The sequence below is a fragment of the Paenibacillus jiangxiensis genome, assembly GCF_046098255.1.
Lineage (GTDB): Bacteria > Bacillota > Bacilli > Paenibacillales > Paenibacillaceae > Paenibacillus > Paenibacillus jiagnxiensis.
The window spans coordinates 23140-48032 of the sequence record NZ_JBJURI010000036.1 but is presented as its reverse complement, the minus strand read 5'-3'; the positions used below and the strand labels follow the sequence as shown (position 1 = coordinate 48032).

20 protein-coding genes are annotated in these 24893 nt (G+C 49.8%); 18 read left to right on the top strand and 2 right to left on the bottom strand.

The annotated features are described in order from the left end of the window. The first annotated feature begins 60 nt into the window (after positions 1-60). The 11 genes from ACI1P2_RS26670 (at position 61) to ACI1P2_RS26620 (ending at position 12325) form a co-directional block, all read left to right on the top strand. Complete coding sequence (locus tag ACI1P2_RS26670; RefSeq protein WP_355325380.1) at positions 61-840, top strand: ABC transporter ATP-binding protein; 780 nt, start codon at positions 61-63, stop codon at positions 838-840. A 263-nt stretch (positions 841-1103) separates the two neighbouring features. Beyond that, positions 1104-2708: a TerB N-terminal domain-containing protein gene (locus tag ACI1P2_RS26665; protein WP_355325377.1), complete on the top strand. Its 1605-nt coding sequence runs from the start codon at positions 1104-1106 to the stop codon at positions 2706-2708. Continuing rightward, the gene (locus ACI1P2_RS26660) at positions 2695-4017 is read left to right on the top strand and encodes an ATP-binding protein (RefSeq protein WP_355325374.1); all 1323 of its coding nucleotides are present in this window, start codon (positions 2695-2697) and stop codon (positions 4015-4017) included. The genes ACI1P2_RS26665 and ACI1P2_RS26660 overlap by 14 nt, the downstream gene beginning before the upstream one ends. After that, complete coding sequence (locus ACI1P2_RS26655) at positions 4014-6212, top strand: DEAD/DEAH box helicase (RefSeq protein WP_355325371.1); 2199 nt, start codon at positions 4014-4016, stop codon at positions 6210-6212. The genes ACI1P2_RS26660 and ACI1P2_RS26655 overlap by 4 nt, the downstream gene beginning before the upstream one ends. A 38-nt stretch (positions 6213-6250) precedes the next feature. Beyond that, complete coding sequence (locus ACI1P2_RS26650) at positions 6251-6628, top strand: hypothetical protein (protein ID WP_355325368.1); 378 nt, start codon at positions 6251-6253, stop codon at positions 6626-6628. Positions 6629-7049: 421 nt separating this feature from the next. Next, positions 7050-7226, top strand: a complete 177-nt coding sequence (locus ACI1P2_RS26645) for a hypothetical protein (protein ID WP_355325365.1) — start codon at positions 7050-7052, stop codon at positions 7224-7226. Between the two features lie 43 nt (positions 7227-7269). After that, on the top strand, positions 7270-8070 hold the full coding sequence (locus ACI1P2_RS26640; protein WP_355325362.1) for a hypothetical protein: 801 nt from the start codon (positions 7270-7272) through the stop codon (positions 8068-8070). 182 nt (positions 8071-8252) lie between these two features. Next, on the top strand, positions 8253-9764 hold the full coding sequence (locus tag ACI1P2_RS26635; RefSeq protein ID WP_355325359.1) for a spore germination protein: 1512 nt from the start codon (positions 8253-8255) through the stop codon (positions 9762-9764). 34 nt (positions 9765-9798) lie between these two features. Then, entirely contained in the window at positions 9799-10935 is a 1137-nt protein-coding gene (locus ACI1P2_RS26630) for a Ger(x)C family spore germination protein (protein ID WP_355325356.1), read from the top strand. A 17-nt stretch (positions 10936-10952) separates the two neighbouring features. Beyond that, a complete protein-coding gene (locus tag ACI1P2_RS26625) occupies positions 10953-11201 on the top strand; it encodes a hypothetical protein (protein ID WP_355325353.1) in 249 nt (82 codons plus the stop codon). A gap of 32 nt (positions 11202-11233) precedes the next feature. After that, the gene (locus ACI1P2_RS26620; protein ID WP_355325350.1) at positions 11234-12325 is read left to right on the top strand and encodes a GerAB/ArcD/ProY family transporter; all 1092 of its coding nucleotides are present in this window, start codon (positions 11234-11236) and stop codon (positions 12323-12325) included. A gap of 26 nt (positions 12326-12351) precedes the next feature. Here ACI1P2_RS26620 and ACI1P2_RS26615 read toward each other — a convergent pair whose 3' ends face one another. Then, a complete protein-coding gene (locus tag ACI1P2_RS26615) occupies positions 12352-14010 on the bottom strand; it encodes a GMC oxidoreductase (protein WP_355325347.1) in 1659 nt (552 codons plus the stop codon). 126 nt (positions 14011-14136) lie between these two features. Between ACI1P2_RS26615 and ACI1P2_RS26610 the strand changes: the two genes are divergently transcribed. The 3 genes from ACI1P2_RS26610 (at position 14137) to ACI1P2_RS26600 (ending at position 17579) form a co-directional block, all read left to right on the top strand. Further along, on the top strand, positions 14137-14919 hold the full coding sequence (locus tag ACI1P2_RS26610; RefSeq protein ID WP_408976359.1) for a ThuA domain-containing protein: 783 nt from the start codon (positions 14137-14139) through the stop codon (positions 14917-14919). Positions 14920-15136: 217 nt separating this feature from the next. Next, positions 15137-16186 (top strand): NAD(P)/FAD-dependent oxidoreductase, encoded by a 1050-nt coding sequence (locus tag ACI1P2_RS26605; protein WP_355325341.1) that lies wholly within the window; start codon positions 15137-15139, stop codon positions 16184-16186. 220 nt (positions 16187-16406) lie between these two features. After that, positions 16407-17579 carry an aminotransferase-like domain-containing protein gene (locus ACI1P2_RS26600; RefSeq protein WP_355325338.1) on the top strand — a complete coding sequence of 391 codons (1173 nt, stop codon included), beginning with the start codon at positions 16407-16409 and terminating at the stop codon, positions 17577-17579. A 137-nt stretch (positions 17580-17716) separates the two neighbouring features. Here the strand turns inward: ACI1P2_RS26600 and ACI1P2_RS26595 are convergent, their stop codons facing one another. Next, complete coding sequence (locus tag ACI1P2_RS26595; protein ID WP_355325335.1) at positions 17717-18589, bottom strand: GNAT family N-acetyltransferase; 873 nt, start codon at positions 18587-18589, stop codon at positions 17717-17719. Between the two features lie 266 nt (positions 18590-18855). On the opposite strand from ACI1P2_RS26595, the gene ACI1P2_RS26590 reads away from it, so the two are divergent. From ACI1P2_RS26590 to ACI1P2_RS26575, 4 genes are all read left to right on the top strand, one after another. Beyond that, positions 18856-21213 (top strand): AraC family transcriptional regulator, encoded by a 2358-nt coding sequence (locus tag ACI1P2_RS26590; RefSeq protein ID WP_408976358.1) that lies wholly within the window; start codon positions 18856-18858, stop codon positions 21211-21213. Positions 21214-21512: 299 nt separating this feature from the next. Continuing rightward, positions 21513-22445, top strand: coding sequence for an ABC transporter permease (locus ACI1P2_RS26585; RefSeq protein ID WP_355325435.1), 933 nt, complete (start codon positions 21513-21515; stop codon positions 22443-22445). Between the two features lie 19 nt (positions 22446-22464). Then, positions 22465-23349, top strand: coding sequence for a carbohydrate ABC transporter permease (locus ACI1P2_RS26580; protein WP_355325329.1), 885 nt, complete (start codon positions 22465-22467; stop codon positions 23347-23349). Positions 23350-23384: 35 nt separating this feature from the next. Beyond that, positions 23385-24890 carry an extracellular solute-binding protein gene (locus ACI1P2_RS26575; RefSeq protein WP_355325326.1) on the top strand — a complete coding sequence of 502 codons (1506 nt, stop codon included), beginning with the start codon at positions 23385-23387 and terminating at the stop codon, positions 24888-24890. Positions 24891-24893: the final 3 nt, after the last annotated feature.

The window sequence follows — 24893 nt, the reverse complement described above, 5'->3', positions numbered from 1 at the left end:
TATTTCGAAATAATCGTCAGATGATAAGACGCTATATGGAGAGGAAGAGGGGATATATCCATGGAAACAGTGATCCGGCTTGAGCAGGTTTTTTACCGCAGAGATCAGAGTGAAATTTTGAAAAATATCAATTGGACCGTTAGCAAAGGTGAGCATTGGGCACTCTTGGGCCTGAATGGCTCAGGCAAAACAACGATTCTTAATCTGATCAATGGATACATATGGCCAACGCTGGGCAAGGTTTCAGTCCTTGGGGAATTATACGGCTCGGTCGATGTGCGGGAAATGCGCAAACAGATCGGCTGGGTCAGTTCCTCGCTGCAGGAAAAGCTGCACAGTAATGACAAAACGCAAAATATCGTGATCAGCGGAAAGCACGCCTCAATCGGTTTATATGAAAAAATAACGGAGCAGGAGGTGGAGCAGGCCCGGTCCCTGATGAACCAACTGGGCTGCGGCCATTTGTTTGACCGCTCCTATCAAACCTGCTCGCAGGGTGAAAAGCAAAAAATATTGATTGCCCGCGCCTTGATGGCATCGCCAAAAATTCTTATTTTAGATGAAGCAACCAATGGTCTGGATTTCCTGTCCAGGGAATCTCTGTTGGCCAGCATTCAGCAAATCGCCGAGCAGGCGGATTCACCTACGATACTTTACGTGACACACCATATTGAAGAAATCATGCCTGTCTTTAATCAAACCCTGATGATCCGTAGAGGGGAAGTGTTCCGGCAAGGTCCGAGCACAGAGGTTCTTACGAATAACACGCTGTCCTCTTTCTTCGAGACGCAGATTCAAGTACAGAGACTTAATAATAGAGCATGGATTTCTATCCCTTAAAGCTAAAAAATCCAATATAAAGCCCATCACACTGCAGCTTGGAATATTACAACTTCCGGTCACAGGTGATGGGCTTCCTTCGTTTTTCCCCAAGCGTTACACAGTGGTCCAGTTCGTTGCAATAAGCATTTTCAGTAACAGCTGTGAATCAGGGAATGCATGTTCCTGTTTTTTTGTGAAAAACGATTTTTCCGGCCTCTAAAATGGTATAATGGAACCTACTCGAACGCTTAACAAAGCGGAAATCGCTATGAGGGATCAGAATGGATAATAAGAGTTCACAGGACATCGGCTTTGCGGAATTGTTCATTGATGAAGAGGAGCCGGAAATCTCACGGACGCCGAAGGCAGCGCCTCCGGTCCGCAGTCAGGCTTCACTTGAGGACTTCGATTTACTGGAAAAAGAACACGGGTATCCTGCGACGCGAGAAGCGAATTTTGTGCATCAGGCCAGACAATGGGCGGACAGAGAGGGGAGCCGTGTGCCTTTTCAGCCATTCATGAGCTATTGGCCGACCTATTCGCAAATGAATGGCCCGCAAACTGAATGGTATTTCTACTGGCGCAGCGAGGTGCGCAGGAAGAGGTATCCGGAGACGGATTTGTCCTATATTTTCATTTATATTTATGAGCTTATTCACGGCATCGGCTGGAAAGAGCCTGAAGAGGGATTTCAACTGCTGCTTGAGCTGAGGGAGGCCTACGCAGACAGGTATCCCGGGCTGCTTGAATATATGGCGGACTGGCTGACAGATTTTGTGCTGGTTCATCACCTGCCCATACCTTTCGAAGAGCTCATCATCTCCAGTCCTGCGGCGATGCGCGGTGAACTGTTTGATCTGGTGCTGACCAGACTGCTGGAGGAAGAGAAGCCGGTATTGCCCCTGGAAATCGTGCTGGGGCTGTCGGAGTACAATATGCGGCGCAGCGCTTTCTACAGGTCGGGTGGAAAAGAAGCGTTAGACAAGCATATCCCACAGGTCATCACACTGGTAGATGCTTACATGGGCAGAACCCAAGGCCGCCGCCTCAAGGATGCATTTGATCCGGGCAGAAGCAAAACGGTCAACAGGTACCTTTTCCATCGGGCAGTGTACGATCCTTCCTTCCATGGCCGTACGATTCCACTCAAATTTATACCCTACAGGGAATACAAGCCCTTTCGACAGTATGTAACACAGTTGATCCGCTGCACGGAGAACAAGCTCAGGGAAATGGCGGGCTTCAGAGGCAGGCTGAAAGAAATTGTGCTGCTGCCGGAAACACAGGCTTTAATAGAACGTTTTCTTGAGAAGGAACAGCTGCAGGCCCGGCGGATGAGCAGGGAAATCCGCATCGACACGGACCGGTTGGCTTCCCTGCAGGAGGATACTGAAGTGGTGCAGCGTTTGCTCACCGTTGAATATGAAGAGGAAAATGAAGGCGGAGAAGAAGCGGAAACAGTTCACGCTGATCTGGCAGAGCGGCAGGCTTGGACGGAGCTTTCATCCAGTGTAGAGGCTTCATCAAGCATGGAGCGTTCGCCGAGTATTGTGCCTTCACCAAGCATAGAGTCTTCTTCATCCGGCATCATGGAAACGGAGAATACGGCCGCTGTTTCTGCTGAGGATTGGCAGGAAATAAAGGCAAGACTGCAGCCTGTCCATCTGCAGGTGTTATCTCTTCTGTTGTCCGGGGAACCCGTCGTGAAGGAGCTGGCATCGCTGGCGGCGCAGTACGGCTCCATGCCGGAGCTGCTGATTGATGAGATTAATGACGCTGCCATGGAAACGATCGGCGATTTGCTGATCGAGGATTTTACAGTGATGGACGAGCATATAGATTTGGTACGAGAAATCATGGGGGAGCAGTTTGATGAATCAACTTAAAATACCGAAGAGACTAACAACGGCTCTTGTCAATTCATTGACAGCAGGGGTCGTGCCGCGTGTCGGGCTTGAGCATATCGCCGTCGGACGCAAGCCCGAGGTGGAGGCCATTCTGCGGGATATGGACAGCATTGCTGAAGGGGGAGCGGCTTTCAGGCTGATCACGGGACGCTACGGCAGCGGAAAAAGCTTCCTGCTGCAGACGATTCGCAATTATGCGATGGACCGCGACTTTGTGGTGGCGGATGCCGATTTGTCGCCCGAGCGCAGGCTTGTGGGCACCAAGGGGCAGGGGCTGGCTACCTACCGGGAGCTGATGTCCAATCTGTCCACCCGTACACGTCCCGACGGGGGCGCGCTGGAGGCCGTGCTGCAGAGATGGTTCTCTACGATACAGCAGGCGGTAATGCAGGAGCAGGGGCTGCGCCCGGACGATCCGGCGCTGAGTATAGAAGTTGAACAGCGAATTTACAAGGTCACGAATGATATGCACGCAATGGTGCACGGTTTTGATTTCGCCAAGGTGATGGCTGCTTACTGGAACGGGTACAAACACGGGGACGATGACACAACACAGGCTGCACTGCGCTGGCTCCGCGGCGAGTATGGCACCAAAACGGAAGCCCGCAGCGAGCTGGGAGTTGGAGTGATCATCGATGACGACTCCTGGTACGATTACATGAAGCTGTGGTCGGAGTTTATGGCCCGCATCGGTTACAAAGGGCTGCTGCTCTTCATCGATGAAGGTGTCAATTTATACAAAATAACCAACAGCGTGTCCCGCCAAAACAATTATGAGAAGCTGCTCACCATGTTTAATGACACCATGCAGGGACAGGCGGAATACCTGGGGATTTTCGCAGGCGGCACTCCGCAGTTTGTGGAGGATGAGCGGCGTGGTTTATTCAGCTATGACGCGTTGCGGACCCGGCTGATCAACGGCAGATATTCGGCTGCTGGTTACCGCAATTATACGGGGCCGATCATCCGGCTGGAGATGCTGTCCCATGAAGAAATTCTCATCTTGCTGCAAAAGCTGACCCGGATTCATGCGCTTCATTTTGGCTATACCGCTGCTTTGGAGGATGGACAGCTGATCCGGTTCATGGAGGAGGCGACGGGCAGGCTGGGGGCGGACGAACTGCTCACTCCACGTGAGGTCATCCGTGATTTCATGGATTTGCTCCATACGCTTCACCAGCATCCGGAAGCGTCTTTCGATGATTTGCTGGCGGAACGGGGGGCACCGGCTTCGGGCAGTTCCACAGCTGCTGAGGCCGATGATTTCCTGGCGGATTTTGAGCTATGAGCGGCCAATATTTCTCCAGGCTGGCGCCGTTTATTCAGGAGTTTATTTATAAAAGAAAATGGGACAAGCTGCGCGATGCCCAACTGGAAGCATGCCGCATTCTGCTGGATACACCTCATCATATGCTGCTCGCGGCGGGGACTGCGTCAGGCAAGACGGAGGCCGCCTTTTTTCCAGCGCTGACCGAATTGCATGAAAGGCCATCCGCTTCGGTGGGTATTTTGTACATTGGTCCGCTGAAGGCGCTCATTAACGATCAGTTTGAACGGCTGAACGATCTGCTGCGGGAGGCAGGTATTCCGGCCTGGCATTGGCATGGCGACGTGCCGCAGGCCGAGAAGACCAAGCTGATGAACAAGCCGTCCGGTGTGCTGCAAATTACGCCTGAGTCGCTGGAAGGGCTGCTGATGAACCGCCCCAATGCGATCCCGGCGCTTTTTCATGATCTGCGCTATATCATCATTGATGAAGTGCACGCATTTATGGGAGCCGACCGGGGAATTCAGGTGCTTAGCCAGATAACGCGCGTGGAACGCATGGCGTCCTGCCAGCCGCGCAGAATCGGGTTATCCGCCACACTCAGCGATTATAGCGCAGCCGCGGACTGGCTGGGAGCGGGCAGCCTGCTGCCGGTGGAAGTTGCGGCTTCAAACGGGAAGAAGCGGCTGAAGCTGCGAGTGGAGCATTTCTCCTTCCCGGACGCCCGTGACGAAGAGCAGGCCGAGCAGCTGCAATTGGCGCAGCAGGCTTATTATGATTTCATTTATGACAGCACTCATTTGAAGAAGTCGCTCGTTTTTACCAACAGCCGCACGGATGCCGAGCTGACGATTCTGGAGCTGCGGCGCATCGCGGCCAAGCGGCAGCAGCCGGACATTTTCCATGTCCATCACGGCAGCATCTCCGCAATGCTGCGGGAAGAAGCGGAGGCTGCTCTGCGCAGCGGGAATGGACCAGCCGTTGCCGCAGCTACGCTTACCCTGGAGCTAGGCATCGACCTGGGGGAGCTGGAACGAGTCGTGCAGCTCGGGGCCCCCTACAGCACATCCAGTTTTGTGCAGAGGCTGGGCCGTTCCGGCAGAAGAGAGGAGCAGCCCTCGGAAATGCTCTTCGTCTGTCCGGAAGAGGAGGACGAAGAGGCTCAGCTGCCTGCCCGCATGCCGTGGACGCTGCTGCGCGCCATTGCCGTCATCGAGCTGTATGTCCGTCACAAATGGGTTGAGCCGCTGTCCATTCAGAAGCTGCCGGTCGGTCTTCTGTATCATCAGACGATGAGCGTGCTGAAAAGTATGGGGGAGGCCGAGCCGGCCGAATTGGCCAAAGCCGTGTTGACGCTGCCCTCATTCCGTTTTATCGAACCCGAGCAGTACAAATTGTTCCTGCACTATCTGCTGCAGACGGATCATATTCAGCGGACGGATGAAGGGACACTCCTGATCGGGCTAACTGGTGAGAAAATCGTGAACCATTACCGTTTCTACGCTGTGTTCAAAGATGACGAGGAGCATGCCGTCTATAACGGTTCGGAGGAGATCGGTTCCATTACAACCGTACCGCCGCCGGGATACTGCTTCTCGCTGGCAGGCAAGCTGTGGAAGGTGGTTGAGGTGGATACCAAGCACAAGGCTGTGTATGTAAAAGCGGCCAAAGGCAAGGTAGACACGCTTTGGCTTGGAGCGGGCGGCGATGTTCATACTCTTGTCGTACGGAAAATGAGAGAGGTCCTTGCCGAGAATACGCTGTATTCCTATCTGTCGCCGCGGGCGGTGAACCGTCTGGAAAGGGCCAGAAGGTTAGCCAGAGAAAGCGGCCTGCTGGAGAAAACAGTGCTGCCGGCCGGCGGAGACTCCTATTTTATCCTGCCCTGGACGGGAAGCAAGCCGTTCCGCACCCTGGAAAGAATGTTGAAGCACAGTCTCGCAGACACCCACGCGCTGCGTTCGGTTGTGCCGATGGAGCCTTATTATTTTGTGGTGGCAGGGCAGACGGATGAGGCAACATTAATGGACGGCATTGTTGCAGAATGCAAGCGAGATCTGAATCCGCTCGAATTGCTTAAGCCGGATGAGGCACCTTATCTTGGAAAATATGATGAGTTTGTCGCCCCGGAGCTCGTTCGTGAGGCATTTGCCGTGGATGGACTGGATTTGCAGGGATTGAGGGAAAGCCTTAATCTGTATTTCAAGATAGACTGACGTTGGTGTCAGTCTACACAGGGGGGGAGGGCATTAGCATGGAAAGCGTATCAAATGAAGATAAATTGGAATCAATAAAATCCATGCAATCGACAATCGGTAAACTTGAAAATGCCTTAGCTCAGATGACTCAAAAAGGTGCAAATACTACCTTAGTAAAGAAACGACTCAAGGCTATTTACATCGGCTTAGCCATGTTAGAAAACGCTTGGAATCAAAGACCACATCATTACACGCAGGAAGATGTAGCAGAAGCTCGTAATGTTCTTACTGGCTTATTCCCATCAATTGAGAACAGTTATGCTAAGTTAAAGGCAGGAAATCCTCAAAGAACGCTTCTAGAAAGAAGAATTAAAGCGTTGGAACTAGCTGTTCAAGTGATTGACGATCTTTCCAATAAAAACTTACCTAACTAAATAGGGTAATGGGGGACCGGGATTTCCTAGATATATAAGGAACCTCGGTCTAATACTTTTTTATCACTACCCGAAGCAAACTAAAAGGAACAAGCAAGCAGTTATTCGTCAACTCATTGATTGGACCCTTTCCAGGTTCCAGACAAGAAGAGATGGGCTAATAGTGTCCGAATTTGTTGTATATATGCTGTTGACCGCTGTTCAATTTGAGGTATACTATTATCTAAAAACTAACGCCAAATTTTGGTTTTTGTTTGTGTGCTATAGGGGGTGAGTCTGGTTTGAAGTCAGACAATATAATTCGTGAAACACTCAGTACATACATGCAGAAACATAATTTAAATTTCACACAATTTTCACTTATTTCTAATGTGAATGCTGGTACGTTGAGCCGGATGCTTCAGGGCACGAAGCCTATTTATTGGATGATCTGTCATACACATCCGTTTTGTTTGAGCTGGCGGAATCCTTGTTCGTTTCTGATCTAAGACAAGCTGCGGCGATCATTTATACCCAGGTGAGCGAAGCGGAAAGATTCCAGCATTCGGAACGATTGGCCATTTGCCGTTATCGGCTGTTCGATCTCGTTAGGGAATGATTTAGATGCTAATTTAAGATCGGCTATTATCTTTGAAGGGTATGTGAGTCGTTTAGATGAAGCGGATCAGCTCGAAGCATTGAAAGACCTGATTCATGTTATGGGAACCGCTCATAAGTGGAAAAAAGTAGATGAACTTGCAGTGGAAATGCTGCGAATCGCTACGATCCAATATGAACGGCCTGCAACTGAACGTAAACCGAAAAAGCCATTCTATTTTTATATTTTGTATGGTTGGCTTATTCGTTCCACCGTCTGTGAAGAATTCCAGGATTACGAAGGGGCTTTAAGTTATGTTTCGAAGTACGAACAAGGAGAGTTATGGATTCGTGAGGACGACGAAGAAGCACGTCGGCACATTCATCAATTTGCTGAATGGGCAGCTGCTAATAGATATTTGTACCGGGTATTATCTGGCGAAGCAGCGGCGTTAGAGGATTACGCGGATTTTGTTGCTTCACGGCCAGATGAAATCTTTTACGCGTTGGGATATATGGTCAAAGCGGCTAACCGCTTTGATTTAGATATTGATCACATATTGGAGCGCTTTTCGGCGTATATTCCGTCTATTGAGATAGAGGGGAGATACGGTCCATATGACAATTCTATAGTGAAGGAAAAAATCCCTCAATTTTATAGCGACTTAGGCGTATATCGATTCAAAAGGGGCCATGATAATGCAATAAATCTCATACTTGAAGGTTTGCGTTTATCTGTTGATATCAACAGTGTACGGAATATGGTTAACTGTTTGACATTACTTGAAATGGATCGGGAATGGGCGAATGAGGATGCTAAAAAGAAATTCAAACAGCTGACGAGAAAGGTGAGTCAGCTTTTGTAGTTGTTACAACGGGTTAGGTTGCATCTACATTAGGCCATGGGTTGAGCGGAGGATAATTTTTCATATTGCAGTATGTTTTAAAAGACTTTCCATGCGGAAGGTCTTTTTTTGTGCATAATATCAGCTTAACCAACCAAACTAGGTAAACCAGCAAATAGAAAATATGACATCAGGTGATATGAATGAAAGCGAATTTGGTTGCGGAAGACTCCTTTGGACCAAAGGAGCCGATTTCAAAGCAGCTCGATGAAAATGTGAGCAAGATTCGATCTATTTTCAGCGAAAGCACCGATTTTATGATGCGGGAGTGGTCGTACGGCCCGAAGCTTGGTTACAGAGCTGTGACCTTCTATTTTGAAACTCTAATGCAAAATTCAGAAAATTACATGAAACATACGCTTCAGGATCTTGTCGATCACCAGGTCGGTCCGGGGATGGACAGCACGCTTGAGGATCTGGCGAGATTTTTCGAGCACGATGGGGTCTCGCAAAAAAAGGCGGTCCTGCTTGACCATATCGATCAGGCCGTGAAGGATATCATCGACGGGCATATGGTCATTTTCCTGGATCAGTGGGATAAAGCGTTAAGCTATAATGCATTTTCGGTGGAAACGAGGCAGGTCACGGAACCTGTCAACGAATCGGTTGTGCAGGGGCCGCGGGAGAGCACTGTAGAGAGTCTGGAAAAGAACATGGGGCTTTTGCGGATTCGTCTTAAAACACCGAGCTTTAGAATGGTTAAAGTAAACGGCGGCGGCAAAACGAACACGGATATCGTCTATGCCTACCTCAGCGATGTGGTGGACAGCGAACTGTTGAATGAATTTGAGAGAAGGTTTGAAGCGGTCAAGCAAACGGAAGTGCTGGAAACCTCTTATATTGAGCAGATTTTGGAGGACTCGACCTATTCGCCTTTCCCGCAGCACCAGTATACGGAACGCCCCGATGTGATAACCGCGGCCTTGCTTGACGGGAAAATCGCAGTACTGGTGCAGGGAAGCAGCGGTGTCCTGTTATGTCCAGGATTGTTTACAGATTTCTTTCAATCCAGTGAAGATTACTATCAGCGGACGCTTATTTCGTCCCTGATTCGTTTCCTGAGGGTGTTTGCTTTTATTTTGGCATTAACACTGCCGAGCATTTATATCGCTTTAACAACGTATCATACGGAGCTGATCCCTACCGTGCTTCTTCTTGCCGTTATCGATTCGCGTGAAGGGATTCCGCTTCCGGCTTTCTTTGAAGCATTGCTTATGGAGTTTTTCTTCGAGATGCTGCGCGAAGCTGGCGTTCGCCTCCCGAGACCCGTCGGCTCCGCGGTCAGTATTGTGGGAGCCCTCATTATTGGTGATGCTGCCATCAGCGCGGGCATTGCATCGCCGATTATGGTCATCGTAGTGGCCCTTACAGGCATCGCCTCCTTCGCCATTCCACAATACAGTGTCGCTATCGCGCTGCGGATTCTGCAGTTTCCGCTCATGATCTCCGCAGCATTGCTTGGCGGATTCGGAGTGATGATTATGCTTATACTGATCCTGCTTCATCTGACCAAGCTGCGTTCGCTTGGTCAGCCTTATCTTTCGCCACTGGCTCCCCTAAGATTTTCGCTCCTGAAGGATGTGTTTATTCGTGCTCCGATAAGGGTGCTGCAGCGGAGTCTTAGAGCACGCCAGTTCAACCGGCAGGGGCGGTAACAAGATAAAGTTTAAAAGGAGATAGGGTGAGAGAATGTACAGATATGGGCTGCTCCTCCTCCTGTCCGGGGCACTGATGCTTACATCCGGCTGCTGGAGCAAGCATGAACTGGTGGAGATGGGGTTTGTGCTCGGTGTCGCTCTGGATGAGGATAAGGATAACCAGATTGAATTGACCACCCAGATCTATCGTCCCAGAGGGGAAGCGCTATCTGCGGATCAGTCGACCATTAACATCAAGGCCAAAAACAAAACCGTTATGGAAGCGGTCCGCGATATTCCCATTCATCTGGGGAGAAAATCCCAGTGGAGCCACATGCGAATTATTATTGTAAGCGAAAAGCTGGCCCGCTCGCAGGATATTGGCAAGCTGCTCGACTTTTTCTATCGTGATCATGAAACCCGGGGTGATGTACAAGTCATGATTGCAGGAGGCCGGGCAGACGACGTGCTCATGCTGCGCCCGCAGGTCGAAAAGTCTACAAGCCAGGAGCTGCTGCGGGCAAACAGGATTTCTCACAGCGTTTCAGGCAAAACATTAGTCACCACACTGCTGCAGTTGGGGATTCAGGCACGAAATGCACATTTGGACGGCTTTGTTTCCTATTTATACGATGTAACTCCAAAGCAAGAAGTATTTTCGAATGCCGGCCTCGCACTGACTAAGATGGGAAAAATGGTGGGCGTTCTTTCCCCAAAAAAGACACAAGGGCTGGCCATGCTCCGGAATGAATTCGAGTCAGGCATTATCAGCTTCTCCTGCCCTGGAAAGAAGCGCCAGACGGAAACATTGGAAGTGTTAAAGCTGAAGACAAAATTAAAGATCTCATGGATGGAGGGCAAACCATCCGGCGTAACAGCCTACACGGATGTGGATGCCGCGATATCGGAATTAAAGTGCAGTTATGTGCGTACACCGGAAGATGAGAAAAAGCTGGTGAAAGCAGCGGAAAGGCAAATTCGGCAAACGATGCTGGCAAGCTATCATGAACTGCAGAAGAATCAGATTGAAGCCATCGGAATCGCCAACCAAATTTATCGCAAATATCCTCAAACCTGGGCTGTCTTGAAGGAGAATTGGGACTACCAATTCTCCAAGCTGCCGCTTCAGGTGAATGTTAAGGTCAGACTGACTACCCCCGGGGCAAGCAATTCAATACCGATCTTATAGAATTAAGGGGCTATTATATGAAGGAACGGATATTGGTTTTGGTTTTGGTTTACGCTGCAATTTTGGTGTATGAGCTGCTTCACCGAAAAACGGAAACAGCTTCAAGAGATCGGCTCCTGTACGTGATCCTTCTGGTCGTATCCACCTATCTGTCGCTTGATTTTATATTAAATAAGGATTGGCCGGATACTTATGATTTCATCCCCGGCTTTATTAAGGTGCTGGCAAAGGAAATTGATTCTTTTCTGAGTGTGAAAATGTCATAAACGGATTCCCATTCAACGAAAGGGGAAGAAGTATGGAGAAAGAACAGACGATAAGCCCGGGACAGTTGAGTATCCTGTTTTTTGTATTTATGACAGGATCCTCAATCATTAATGTCCCGGGCCCGCTTGTCTCCCGAGCGGGTAATGGCGCCTGGCTGTCCCTCTTGATTGCGGGTACGATTGGAGCGGGATTGCTGGCCTGCATGCTGTATATTTACCGCAAATACCCTGATCTGAGTTATGTGGCTTACAGCAGGAAGCTGGTTGGGCCGTTTTTTACCTATGTATTCGGAATTATGGCTGTTTTCTTTCTGCACTATATGCAATCAGCCATTGTATTGGATGCCGGGCTGTTTATGGTCACCTCCATGTTAAGGGAAACACCGCTGTATGTGTTTAACCTCCTGCTTTTCATGGTGGCCGCATTGACTGCCCGTGCAGGCATAGAAACCATGGTAAGGATGTTCACATTGATTATTACCATGGTAATTCTTTGTACGATTGTGGTACTGCTGCTGGCCATCCCCCTTTATCATCCGGACTATTTGCTCCCGATGCTGCCCAAAGGGATGAAGCCGGTGCTGCACGGTGTATATACCGCGTCCGGTTTTCCTTACATGGAGGCGATTGTATTCGTGATGTTGCTTCCGTATGTTCGTGCCGATCAGCGGAAAAAGACAGGAAGGTATATGTTCCTGTCCCTCGGACTGAATATTATTTTGCTGTGCATTTCAATATTATGTGCCATTATGACCTTAGGTCCGCTGACAGGGGATACCATGTATAGTTTATTTGCCCTTGCCCGGCTGATCGAGTTCCAGGAGATTATTCAGCGGATCGAGTCGGTGATCGGGATGTCGCTTATAGCCGACTCCTATATGAAAGCCGCAATTGTCCTTTACATATTAAATGCCTTTCTGTGCGAGCTGTTCAGCATCAAGGACCGGACCATATTGATCCTGCCCCTGGCGCTGATCGGCTTTCTGAATTCGCTGCTTATCTTTAACGGCACGACGGAATGGTCCACTTTTGTATCCGTGATTCACCCGGTATGGAACTTTTTTTCCTTCACGCTGCCGCTGCTCATTCTTACATTCATGGCGGCAATCCGAAAACAGAAGTGAACCACGCTGTTATGTCGCATAAAAAGTTACGGCTGATTCTTCACGATATGATCCGCGGTGCGGATAGCCAAGGCGGCGATCGAAAGTGACGGATTATTAGCCCACATGGAAGGAAGCACGCTGGCGTCGGCCACATAGAGGCCCGGCATGCCATGGATTTGTCCGAACTGGTTCGTGGCCGAGGTGTTCGGGTCTTCGCCCATTCGACAGGTGCCGGCTTCATGGTTATCGGCTCCCGGCGCCATCATACAGATGGAAGGGACACCATCCGTCATCTGCAGCTGCAGCTGCATCGCGTTACAGGATTGAATGGCGGCGTCATACATCTGCCCAATAATTTCTTCATCCTTGGCGCTGTAAGAGAAGCTGACCTGTGGCTCCGGCATGCCGTAAGCATCCCGCCGGCCTGGATCAATGAAGACCCGGTTTTCAACCCTCGGCTCCACGACACCGGATATATAGAAATCACTGATTGTCCAAACATGTTTATCCGGCCTGGTAAGATAATGATAGTCAAAATACTGCTCAGGCCCTTGTATTTGGAGCTGGTAAGGACGATCCTCGGTCCCGGGAATCAAAATGCCGAGTGATCCCAGCGGATCAGGGAAGCTGGAGGTATTGAGAGTAGCCGTTACAACCAAATAGGAATGGTTGACCAGATATCTGCCTATAGCGCTTCCCGGTATGCCGGAATTGAGTAAAATGCGCGGTGTCTGCATCGCGCTGGCGGACAGGATAACCGTTTTCGCTTTAATTACATGTGACTTTCTGTCTGATGTGACGACTCGAATGCCTGACGCTCTTCCTCCTTCAGTCAGGACTTCGGCACAGTAAGTTTCGACCGCCAGATCAAAGGGACGGTAGTTCAAAGCTTTCGCAATCATAGTCATGCTGCTGGAAAAAACATTGGAATTGACCTTGCCCAGCAGGGTTGGACTCAGATCAGCCGCCATGGGGAGATCATCCGCATGAGGAAACCCGTTTCGCCGCAGCCGTTCCAGGAGCACCTGTGTCATCAAAGAATTTCTCGTATACTCCCGTGTGACACTCAGAAGCTCTTCGGCAATGTTGTAATACATTATCATATCCGAAGGGGAGATTGGCCAGTTCTTTGCAATATCAAAATCAGGAACCCGTGGAGTGATGCCCCCCCATAAAGTGCCTCTGCCACCTAATGCGTTGATCAGCCTTAGTCCGTTAAATTGCGGAAGACGGTTGCCAATCCAATCCGTAATTTGCGAGGGGCGGAATAATCGGAAATTGAGTCCGTCCATCGTTGGCACGTTCATAATATGGGTCGGCAGAAACTGCGGTCCCCGCTCTACCATCCCGATTCGCTTGCCATTCCGGCCCCATTGCTCGCATAAACGCCATAAAGCCGAGCTGCCCCCCATTCCGGAGCCGACAATTAGTACGTCGTACTCGGTCGCGGCCATTTCCGCAGCGGTAGTTAGAGGGATCCAGTTGCGAATTAACGACTCTTCCGGTGCAATCGGGCAGAAGGGAGCGATCGCCCGGGGGACAGAAAAAGCACGGGGAGATGGAATCCGAACCTGCATACCGGTGATCGTACGATCAGGACGATCAATATGCGGATTGGCGGACATCAACTGATCGATGCTGATTTGGTAATGACTCGACAGACGGTACAGTGTATCTCTTTCGTCTGCTACATAGATCCTCACAACTATTGCAACTCCTTCTAGGTGAGAGTATTCGCCATTTTATACGTATGATTCCTAGCCCTGCTTAATACCATTTTAATAGCAGCCACAATTGTCCCTCGTGAGCAGGAAAGGAGAATAACATCAATGAATATGCAGACATCACAAGGAGTGACCCATCGAATTGTTCCAATCCGTGTCACCATATGGAACGAATATGTTCATGAAAAAATAAATCCTCTGGTAGCGCGTTATTATCCAAGAGGTATCCATGAAGTTCTTGCCGCCGGCATTGGCCCCTACGGCTTTACATTACGAGTCGCTACGTTAGAGCAGCCTGAGCATGGGCTTAGCAACGAAGTGCTCAATCAAACCGATGTCCTGATCTGGTGGGGGCATCTGGCTCATGACCAGGTTTCCGATGAGATCGTAACTCGGATACAGATGAGGGTGCTGCAAGGAATGGGGCTTATCGTACTGCATGCCGGACACCGCTCGAAAATTTTTCAGCGGCTCATGGGGACCACCTGTGACCTGAAATGGCGGGAGGACGGCGAAAGAGAGCGGCTGTGGGTCGTGGATCCCGCTCATCCGATAACTCATGGAATCGGCGAATATATCGAAATAGAAGAGGAAGAAATGTACGGAGAGTTTTTCGACATTCCGGTGCCGGATCAGCTCGTCTTTGTCAGTTGGTTCCAGGGAGGGGAGCTGTTCCGCAGCGGATGCGCATATCAGCGCGGTCGCGGGAAGATATTTTATTTCCGTCCCGGTCATGAGACATATCCGACCTACTATCATCCGCAAGTGCTGCGGGTAATTGCCAATGCCGTTTTCTGGGCCGCTACTCCGCATGGTGCTCAGCCTACTTATGGAGAGTTGCCGCCGCTGGAGCCGATGACTGACCTGCCTCCGATGGGACACGCGTAAGGCTTTGCGTTCAAATCAAAAAAGCTGTGCCGACGGGTGGTCGGCATGGCTTTTGTGTATTTGATATTAAGAGTAATGGCCGGTAATGGCCGGAAGTTTCATTTTGAAATGCAGTTTAGATTGTAAAATGAGCAAAGACAACGTATACTATTATGTATTGATAATGATAATCATTTACATAGAAATTTTATAATACCTGGAGCTGGTGAGGGGAACTATGAGCAGAAATGATATATTCGACGTAACGATAATAGGCGGTGGGCCTGCAGGTTTATATTCCGCGTTCTACAGCGGATTACGGGGTATGAAGACCAAGATTATTGAATACCAGCCCAAACTGGGCGGTAAGCTGCATGTGTATCCGGAGAAAATGATCTGGGACGTCGGCGGCCTGACACCGGTACCCGGGGCGAAGCTGATCGAGCAGCTGGTGCAGCAGGGATTAACGTTTAATCCGGAAGTGCTGCTGAACGAGAAGGTAGAATCCATTGCCCGCAATGAAGAGGGATTGTTCGAGCTGCATACTTCGACCTCAGGCGTGCATCTGTCCAAGACGGTCATTGTGGCCGTCGGGGGCGGAATCCTGAACCCGCAAAAGCTGCAAATCGAGGGGGCAGAGCGCTTCGAAGTGTCCAATCTGAATTATACGGTCAAATCCTTGCAATATTTCAAGGGCAAAACGGTCATCGTATCCGGCGGAGGCAATTCCGCTGTGGATTGGGCCAACGAGCTGCAGCCTGTTGCGAAGAAAGTGTACCTGGCTTACCGCAAAGAGGCGCTAAGCGGGCACGAGGCGCAGGTGGATCTGCTGCTGGGTAGCTCGGCAACCTGCTTTTTCCATACACAGATTACCAGGCTGATTGCTTCCGATAATCATGAGATCATCGAGCGCGTGGAACTGACCAACACTGAAACCGGCGAGGTTCAGTTGCTGTCTGTGGATGAGGTTATTATTAACCACGGATATGAACGGGATATTTCGCTGCTGGAGAACAGTCCGCTGGGTATCAATCTGGTGGACAACTACTATATTGAGGGAACGGCAAACAGCCAGTGTTCCATACCGGGGCTGTATGCGGCGGGAGATATTTTAAGCTATGAAGGAAAACTGCATCTCATTGCCGGAGCCTTCCAGGATGCGGCCAATGCGGTAAACAGCGCGAAGCGGTTTATCGATCCGGAAGCGCATAAAAGCGCGATGGTATCGTCACACAATGAGATGTTCAAAGAGCGCAACCGTGAACTTATCAAGCAAATGATCAAATAGCAGAATGAATACATTGCAGGAGAAAGCCCGTTTCGACGGGCTTTTTCTGTTAGATATCAGAAGGACATAACGCCGAAGCTTGAGCTTCCTGATATCGCAAGAAAAACTTCTGCTAAACGCGGTCTGGCTTCTTAGGATGTACAACGATAGACGTTTTTCTTATATAATCAGATCTAGATGCCCGAGCGCTCTATGTCATTTCAGGAGGTAGAAAAGAAAAATGGACTATGTATTTTCAAACCGCATTGCATCGCTTCAACCCTCGATTATTCGCGAAATTTTGAAGGCGAGCTCGGGTCAGAATGTCATTCCTTTCTCCGCAGGCAACCCGGCGGCAGAAACGTTTCCGGTAGAGGTGATCAGCTCCTTTACGCAAGAGATTCTTACACAAAATCCCGTGGCAGCTCTGCAGTATGGGGTGACGGAAGGTTATGGACCGCTGCGTGAAACGCTGAAGGGACAGTTGCAAGAACGCTTTGATATGGGACTGTCAGAGGATGAGCTTTTCATCGTCTCCGGTGCGCAGCAGGGGATTGAACTGGCCTGTAAGGTACTGTGCAACGAAGGTGACGCGATCATTTGTGAAAGTCCCAGCTTTATCGGCTCGCTGAACTCTTTCCGGGCTTCGGGGGCAAGACTTGTCGGTGTTCCGATGGAGAGCGACGGCATACATATCGAAAAGCTGGAGCAGGCGCTTAAAACAGAGAAAAATGTAAAGCTCATTTACCTCATTCCGAGCTTTCAAAATCCGACCGGCATTACGACAAGCCTGGAAAAGCGCAAGGCGATCTATGCGCTTGCCAAGAAATACGGGGTCATGATTCTGGAGGATAATCCATACGGCGAGCTGAGGTTCAAAGGTACTGATGTGCCAACCATCAAGTCAATGGATGACGAAGGTCTGGTTATTTACGTTGGTTCCTTCTCCAAGGTTCTTTCTCCCGGCCTGCGTGTCGGATTTGTCTTGGCTCCTGAAGAGGTTATGCAGAAAATGGTTGTGGCCAAACAGGGAGAGGATGTGCATACCGCCATGCTTCCCCAGATCCTGGCCCACAAATTTATGACTGAATACGACTACCAGGGCCATATCGAAAGCATCCGGGACATTTACCGGAGAAAATGCTCGCTGATGACGGAGCACCTGGAAAAATTAATGGGTGACAGTATCACCTATATAAATCCGGATGGGGGACTGTTCCTGTGGTGCAGCTTGCCTGAATCGGTACCGATGCTGGAGTACTGTAAAAAAGCGGCGGCAAAGGGAGTGGCCGTGGTTCCGGGAACAGCCTTCCTCGTACAGGAAAATGAGCCGTGCAATTCGTTCCGCATCAACTTCTCGACTCCTTCGGATGAGCAGATCATGAAGGGAATCGAAATCCTGAGCACGGTCTGACTTGGGTACAGAAAGCAAATCTCAGTGATTTCTATTTTGGAATAAGGTGAAGAAGAAGGAAAAAAGAGCGGGTATTGGTGGGAATAAGGAACACCGAATACTCGCTCTTTCACATCAAAAAAGGTATTTTCTTACACCTAGCTTAAGTTAACAACGTGAGCTGTGTAGTAATGAGATTCAGCCGAAACTTCAAACCCTGCAGACTGGTAGAGGTTTAAAGCACGTCTGTTATCGGTGACTACACTGAGGCGAATCTGGCTGCAGTTCTTGACGAGCAGTATGCTGACTATATAAGCGAGAATTATGCGCCCATAACCTTTGCCCTGGCATGAGGGATGCACACAAAAATCATGAATGACAGCAGTATCCGCAGAAATATGATTCACTCTGATCATCCCGATCGGTGAGAGTTTGTGCAAAGCGATATAAGTAACACGCTCAGGCTCATTTGTGTGTAATAAATAATTTCGTGTCCAGGTTTCGGAATCGCCAAAGGCTTGTGATGAGCATTGGACCATAAACTCGAAATCCCGGGCTTCCGCCTGTCTTACAGTCAGGTCGGTACGATGCGGTTCGTTCCCCGGCAAACGGCTCAGATTCATGGTGAACTCTGAGGACGAAAAGTCGGCCCTAAAGTGCCGGATACAGGCAATGCCAGGCCGGGAATCCGCAGGGATTCTAAACCGGCATTTTTGGATACCCCTGGCTTTCAACTCAGTGACGACTCTTGCCAATAACTTGCGAAAAATGCCTCTGCGTCGGTATTCCGGATGAACCATACCATTGATATTGGCCTCAATTTCATCAGATGTATACCAACTGATAAAACCGATAAGCTGATCCCTGCGATGACATAAGAATGCGTAATCTCCTCCGACTGCTTTCAGACTTTCTACGCCAACCCTCAGGTTTGAGCCATCAAATTTTTTACACAGCTGTTCCAGCATACGAATTTGTTCAATCTGAACAGCCGAGAAGTCAATCATTTTAACTATTAGGTAATCGTTCAAATTACGCCCTCATCAGGAGGAAGGAAACACGCAGTTTACGGACGAGCAGGCGCTGTCCTTCCAAAGTCTGTCCCTTCATTCATAGTTGCCATGATAACGCCCTCCCTTAATTATCTAAGCAACATTTTATCCTACTTGGGCTTCAAAGTCAGGCAGTAAAATATTTTGAGGCCCGAGACCTGCACGCGGTGCTGCGAATTTTGGTATGCTAATTTTATCAGTTTGTATACCCACTTCCGAGCGAACGGCTGGTGATCCGATTGAAAATGAAGGGCATATCATTAATTGAAAACGGTTACTTAACTTGGCTGTCAGGTAAACGTTTGTTAAAGAGCAGCCAAAGGGGAAGGTTTTACCGCAAAAGCCTGATGACCCTCATTGCCATAGCAAGCATTCCGGGGCTGCTTACGGGCGGTATTATGTATTTTCTCGTTGTGGGCCATATGGAAAATGAAATGAGCCGGCTGCATGCCAGGCAGATTGAGGCAAGAGCTAAAAATATCGACGATCAGCTGTCCTATCTTGAACTTAGCCTGTCGCATTGGGCGTTTGAACCACGTTTTGGCGAGCCGCTTCGGTCTCTTGATTTTGTGTATGAATTTCAACAAACGCGTGAACTAGTCACCACCTTGCTCATGCTCCAGGGCTCGCATCCCCTGATCGATAGTGTCAGGCTGTACTTGGATCAGCCAAGGCCCATATTATTTGATATCAATTACTCTGAGCTGCAGGATTCCGCATTGATTGCCTCGTATCACAAATACATATCAGATGGCAACGACATGTATTGGACTGACAGAATTCCTTGGGAACCGGGGGAGAAGGGGCTGGCTGTGCTGCACAAGATCCCCGGTGACAGCACCGAACCGTTTGGGGCCTTGATTGTTGCTCTTAACGGGGAACGCATGGTTAATCTTCTAAAGACGCTAACTCCTTACGATGCAGGTATCACCTTGTTGACGGACGCAGCAGGCGGCACGTTGGCAGAAGCGGCTTCAGCAGAAGATATGGATGGGCATGACGCGCTGAGCAGGGCCATCAAAGCGGAGGTGGCCGGGAGGAATGCGGGTGCAGGCTCCTTCATTTTCAAGCACGAAGATACGACATACTCCGTCTCTTACGGCAAGCTGAGCCGGATGCAAAGCGAATGGACGTATATTTCGGCATCACCCATGACTGAGATTACGGCTCCTGTCCGCCTGGTCTCGCAGATTTTGCTCGGCATCAGCGCTGGCGGGCTAGTATTGGCGCTGATATCATCATGGTTCGCGTCCAGACGGATTTATTCGCCTGTGGAGCGAATGATCAAGCTGCTGAGCAGCAGAAAGGCAGGCCTCTCTTGTGAAGGAGCGGATGAATTCGAGCTGCTGGAGGCGGAATGGCATAGCCTGTCCTCCGAAAGCAGCATGGTCAGTGAGAGACTGAGGGAACAGCTGCCGCAGATCAGGGGAAGCTTTCTGCATCAGCTGCTTCAGGGACAGTTATATTTCTACTCTGAGCAGGATTTACGGGAGCGTATGAACCGGCTTGGCTGGGAGGTGGATAGCAGGCAGCTTCTGCTGCTGACCGTGCATCTGAGCGGGCATGGCCGAATGGCGGAACGATTTCAGAGCGATGACGAAGGGCTGGTTACCTTTGCTGCCGCAAATATTATCGAGGAGCATGCAGAGGCACGATTTGAACAATTTCATGTATTGAACTTTCATAATCTGTCCACAGCGCTGCTTGTGCTTGGGCCGCAGGGAGAAGACGTGAAAGGCTCTTTGCTTATATGGGCGGATGAGCTGGCCGATATCATTGACCGGATTATAAAAATGAATGTAATTCTGATTGCAAGCAAACCGGTACAGCGTATTGATGAACTGCCGAATGTCTTCATGGAGATGGAGCAGGCGGCACTGCTGCGCAGTCTGGAGGACCGGAACCAATTTCTTGATATGGAGCACACCGGGCGAGGACAGCATGAGCCGTTCATTTATCCGTTCGTTGTAGAAAGAGAGCTGCTTCAATCCGCGCGGATGGGCAGACGTGAAGCGGCTGTAGTCTTACTGGACAAATTCATGCATGAAATTATGCAGGGCAAACGTACGGAATATTCGGTCAAGCAGGCCATGCTGCAGCTGCTCGCCAGCATTCAGCACATGCTGCTGCAGTCTGGCAACCCGCCGTATAAGCTCTATGGCTCACGAAATATGTTTGAAATATTATCCGCGATCAGAGAGCCTGGACAAATGCGGAATTGGATGCTTGATGAAGTACTAGAGCCATTGATCCGGGTTATGCAGGAGCATGATGAATCATCCTTGCAGAAGATCGTTGAACGGACGATGACCTATATCGACCAGCATTATATGACGGAGGTTTCGCTGGAGAGCTGCGCCGAGCTTGCGGGGGTCAGTCCTTATACGCTAAGCAAAGCCTTTAAACAGACGATGGGTGTTAATTTTATCGACTATCTGACCTCGGTCAGAATGGAAGCAGCCAAACGGCTGCTGCGCGACACGGATCAGAAGGTGCAGCAGATCGCAGACCAGGTCGGATATCAGCACAGCTATTTCAACCGGATTTTCAAAAAGGTGGAGGGGGTTACTCCCGGGCAATATCGTGACTCTTTTACAGATTGATGCGGGGGCCGTAAGGCTCCTTTTCTTGTTCCTTTTTTGCAGACTGGTTTAAGCTGACTGGCAAAAAAGTGAAATTCCCGCGCAATTTTGTACGAAACAATTCTGGAATAAGCCCTTGTATCAGCCTTTTCCTCCTGACATGGACTCCATGCAAAAAAGTGACGTTGCCGAAAACAGATGTTGTGAATAAGCTTAAACCATAATTTTGCAAACGTTTACATTAGTCTACGGTGGAAAGGAGCTCAGGGATGCGTACAAAAGCAGAAGCAGGTCTGCAGAAGGACATGAATGGCCCCGGTATGCGGCATACGGCTGTCGACGGAGTAATGTCGCGCATGGTGAGGCAATGGAAAAGGAATAAATGGCTGTATGTGCTGCTGCTTCCGGGATTGCTGTATTTTCTTATCTTTAAATATCTTCCGATGTGGGGTGTGCTGATTTCTTTTCAAAACTATCAGCCGTTTCTCGGTATGGCCAGAAGCGAATGGGTCGGGCTGGACAACTTCACCACTTTTTTCTCAAGTCCCGATTTTGTGCGGCTGATGCGCAATACGTTTTTGCTCGCCGTGTATAATCTGGTGTTTTTTTTCCCGGCACCCATTATTGTCGCCGTGCTGTTGAATGAGCTGAGATGGGCCATCTTCAAAAGAACGGTGCAGACCCTCATCTATGTGCCTCATTTTATTTCGATGGTCATTATTGCAAGCATCACTTATATTTTTCTTACCCCTCAAGGCGGTATCTTGTATGAGCTGATTTCCGCTTTTACAGGCCGGCAAATCGATGTGCTGTCAGACCCGGACTGGTTCAGGCCCCTCATTATCGTACAGATGATCTGGAAGGAGATGGGCTGGGGCACAATTATCTTTCTGGCCGCGCTGGCTGGCGTGGATATGGAGCAGTATGAAGCAGCCATCGTGGACGGCGCCGGCCGCTTCCGGCGCATCTGGCATATTACGCTGCCCGCCATCCGCAGCACGATCATTATTTTGCTCATTTTGCGGCTCGGCTCGTTTCTCGATACAGGCTTTGAGCAAATCTTCCTGATGACGAACTCGCTGAACCGTGAAGTCGCGGATGTGTTTGATACTTATGTGTACCAGCTGGGCATCACCCAAGGCTCGTTCAGCTACAGTACAGCGGTCGGGCTGTTCAAATCCGTGGTTGGCATCATCCTCGTGCTTGCCAGCAACAAAATTGCAAAAAAATTCGGTCATTCCGGAATCTACTGATGGAAGGAGGTCTTGAAGCATGCATGAACGCTTTAATACGCCCGCGGGGCGTGTGTTCGATGTGTTTAACTATTTGCTGCTGGGCTTGCTCGGCATCGCCACTGTGCTGCCGTTCATTTATATCATCGGCAGCTCCTTTGCGACAGAAGCGGAGCTGACGGCGCGCGGTTTCTTTCTCATCCCGCATGATTTTTCATTAGGAGCTTATGAGTACATTTTCTCGTCATCATCCATTTTCCGGAGCATTGGCGTCACGGTATATGTAACTGTGGTGGGAACGCTTGTCAATTTGCTGTTCACCATGACGATGGCTTATCCGCTGTCACGTACCGATCTTGGCGGAAGAAATTTGATCATGAATCTGGTCATCTTCTCTATGCTGTTCAGCGGAGGCATGATTCCGACCTATCTGGTGATCAAAGAGCTCGGCTTGCTGGATACGTATTGGTCTCTCATTTTGCCCGGAGCGATCAGCGCGTTCAATCTGATTGTCATCAAAAACTTTTTCCAGGAGCTGCCGCCTGGGCTGGAAGAAGCCGCCCGCATTGACGGCTGCAACGATATTGGCGTACTGTGGCGCATTGTGCTTCCTTTGTCCAAACCGGTCATTGCGACGTTTGCGCTTTTTTACGCGGTGGGGCACTGGAACAACTTTTTTCAGGCATTGCTTTATATTTCAGACAGCACGAAATGGCCGCTTCAGGTGCTGCTGCGCCAAATTGTACTGCTGTCCCAGGGAACGGTGGGAGACATCGGGGCACTTGATCCGAATTTCGTGCAGCCGCCTGAGCAGTCCATCAAGATGGCGGTTATCGTCGTCGGCACGGTGCCGATTCTGATCGTGTATCCGTTCCTGCAGAAATATTTTGCAAAGGGTGTTCTGCTCGGCTCGGTTAAAGGTTAACGTTTTTCTTAAATGAGTTGAAAGGGGTTTAGGCAATGGCGAATATTATGTTTTCTTGGAAAAAGACTTTCCCGGCAGTGCTAGCTTCCGCGCTATTGGCAGGTATGCTGGCGGCATGCGGCGGAACTGGAGCACCGGTGGAGGAAGGCGCAGATGTTAACGATATTACGGTGATGCTGCCGGCCTTTGAAACGGATGTGCCGGATGACAACGGTCCTGTCATACAGAAATTGAACGAGTACACAGGCAAAAAGGTTCATGTAGAGTGGGTTCCAAGCAGCTCGTATGAGGATAAGTTCAATATTACGCTTGCTTCGGGTAAAATGCCTGAACTGATGGTGGTGCTGAGCAAATCCCCAAGCTTCATCAACGCTGCCCGCAACGGCGCCTTCTGGGAGCTGACGCCCTACCTGAAGGATTACCCGAATTTGAGCCAAATGAACGAAATCGTGATGAACAACACTTCCATTGACGGGAAGGTATACGGCATTTACCGCGCAAGGCCGCTTGGGCGCAATGGCATTGTGTACAGGAAAGACTGGCTCGCCAAGGCAGGATTGAAGGAGCCCAAAACAATTGATGATTTCTACAAGATGCTGGTAGCCTTTACGAAGAATGACCCGGACGGGAATGGCAAGGACGATACCTATGGATTGGTCGCCAGTAAATACAACGGGGTATGGGATAACATGTCGATCTGGTTCGGAGCTCCGAATAAATGGGGCGAAGATGGCAGCGGCAAGCTGCAGCCTGCGCATCTGACGCCAGAATATATGGAAGCGCTTAAGTTTTTCCGCAAGCTGTACAGTGAAGGGCTGGTCAACAAGGATTTTGCTGTCATGGATGCATTGAAAATGCCCGACGAAATGATTAACAATAAAGGTGGAGTCATGGTGGATGTGGCCGATGCGGGTCAACGGATTGATGAGAAAATTCAGGCCAAGGCGCCCGGCCTGGAAGTGATTGATGTGATGGGAACCGTTGAAGGACCCCAAGGGCTCGGAGTTATGCCTACATCGGGTTATAACGGTATGATCGCAATCTCCAAGAGCACGGTGCCAACGGAAGAGAAGCTGAAGGAGGTACTCACTTTCCTGGATAAGCTGAATGATGCAGAGATGCAGGTGCTGCTGAGCAACGGCATCGAGGGCGAGCAGTATACCCTTGAAGGGGACTATGTCATTCCGACAACGGATAAAGTGAAACTCAAGGATGTGCAGGGACTGAATCAGATGCTCATGTTCCTGCCCGAGGACCGCTTCAAGGTTGTCAAGCCGACACCGGTGCGGGCCAAAACGGCAGAGGTGCAGAAGGCGAATCTGGATATCGTAGTGCCGAACCCGGCAGAGCCGCTCGTCTCCGACGTGTATGCCCGCAAAGGAGCGCAGATGGACAATATCATCAATGATGCCCGTACCAAATATATTGTCGGACAGATCGATGACAAAGGATTCGAGGAAGCCATCAAGCTGTGGCGCAGCAGCGGCGGGGACGAATATATCGCGGAAATTAACAAGCTGTACGCGGAACTTGGCAAATAAGAG

What these genes read in the sequence shown, in the direction of transcription:
- ACI1P2_RS26670 (WP_355325380.1), top strand. Translation starts at nt 61, where the DNA reads ATGGAAACAGTGATCCGGCTTGAGCAGGTTTTTTACCGCAGAGATCAG.
- ACI1P2_RS26665 (WP_355325377.1), top strand. Translation starts at nt 1,104, where the DNA reads ATGGATAATAAGAGTTCACAGGACATCGGCTTTGCGGAATTGTTCATT.
- ACI1P2_RS26660 (WP_355325374.1), top strand. Translation starts at nt 2,695, where the DNA reads ATGAATCAACTTAAAATACCGAAGAGACTAACAACGGCTCTTGTCAAT.
- ACI1P2_RS26655 (WP_355325371.1), top strand. Translation starts at nt 4,014, where the DNA reads ATGAGCGGCCAATATTTCTCCAGGCTGGCGCCGTTTATTCAGGAGTTT.
- ACI1P2_RS26650 (WP_355325368.1), top strand. Translation starts at nt 6,251, where the DNA reads ATGGAAAGCGTATCAAATGAAGATAAATTGGAATCAATAAAATCCATG.
- ACI1P2_RS26635 (WP_355325359.1), top strand. Translation starts at nt 8,253, where the DNA reads ATGAAAGCGAATTTGGTTGCGGAAGACTCCTTTGGACCAAAGGAGCCG.
- ACI1P2_RS26630 (WP_355325356.1), top strand. Translation starts at nt 9,799, where the DNA reads ATGTACAGATATGGGCTGCTCCTCCTCCTGTCCGGGGCACTGATGCTT.
- ACI1P2_RS26625 (WP_355325353.1), top strand. Translation starts at nt 10,953, where the DNA reads ATGAAGGAACGGATATTGGTTTTGGTTTTGGTTTACGCTGCAATTTTG.
- ACI1P2_RS26620 (WP_355325350.1), top strand. Translation starts at nt 11,234, where the DNA reads ATGGAGAAAGAACAGACGATAAGCCCGGGACAGTTGAGTATCCTGTTT.
- ACI1P2_RS26610 (WP_408976359.1), top strand. Translation starts at nt 14,137, where the DNA reads ATGAATATGCAGACATCACAAGGAGTGACCCATCGAATTGTTCCAATC.
- ACI1P2_RS26605 (WP_355325341.1), top strand. Translation starts at nt 15,137, where the DNA reads ATGAGCAGAAATGATATATTCGACGTAACGATAATAGGCGGTGGGCCT.
- ACI1P2_RS26600 (WP_355325338.1), top strand. Translation starts at nt 16,407, where the DNA reads ATGGACTATGTATTTTCAAACCGCATTGCATCGCTTCAACCCTCGATT.
- ACI1P2_RS26590 (WP_408976358.1), top strand. Translation starts at nt 18,856, where the DNA reads ATGAAGGGCATATCATTAATTGAAAACGGTTACTTAACTTGGCTGTCA.
- ACI1P2_RS26585 (WP_355325435.1), top strand. Translation starts at nt 21,513, where the DNA reads ATGCGGCATACGGCTGTCGACGGAGTAATGTCGCGCATGGTGAGGCAA.
- ACI1P2_RS26580 (WP_355325329.1), top strand. Translation starts at nt 22,465, where the DNA reads ATGCATGAACGCTTTAATACGCCCGCGGGGCGTGTGTTCGATGTGTTT.
- ACI1P2_RS26575 (WP_355325326.1), top strand. Translation starts at nt 23,385, where the DNA reads ATGGCGAATATTATGTTTTCTTGGAAAAAGACTTTCCCGGCAGTGCTA.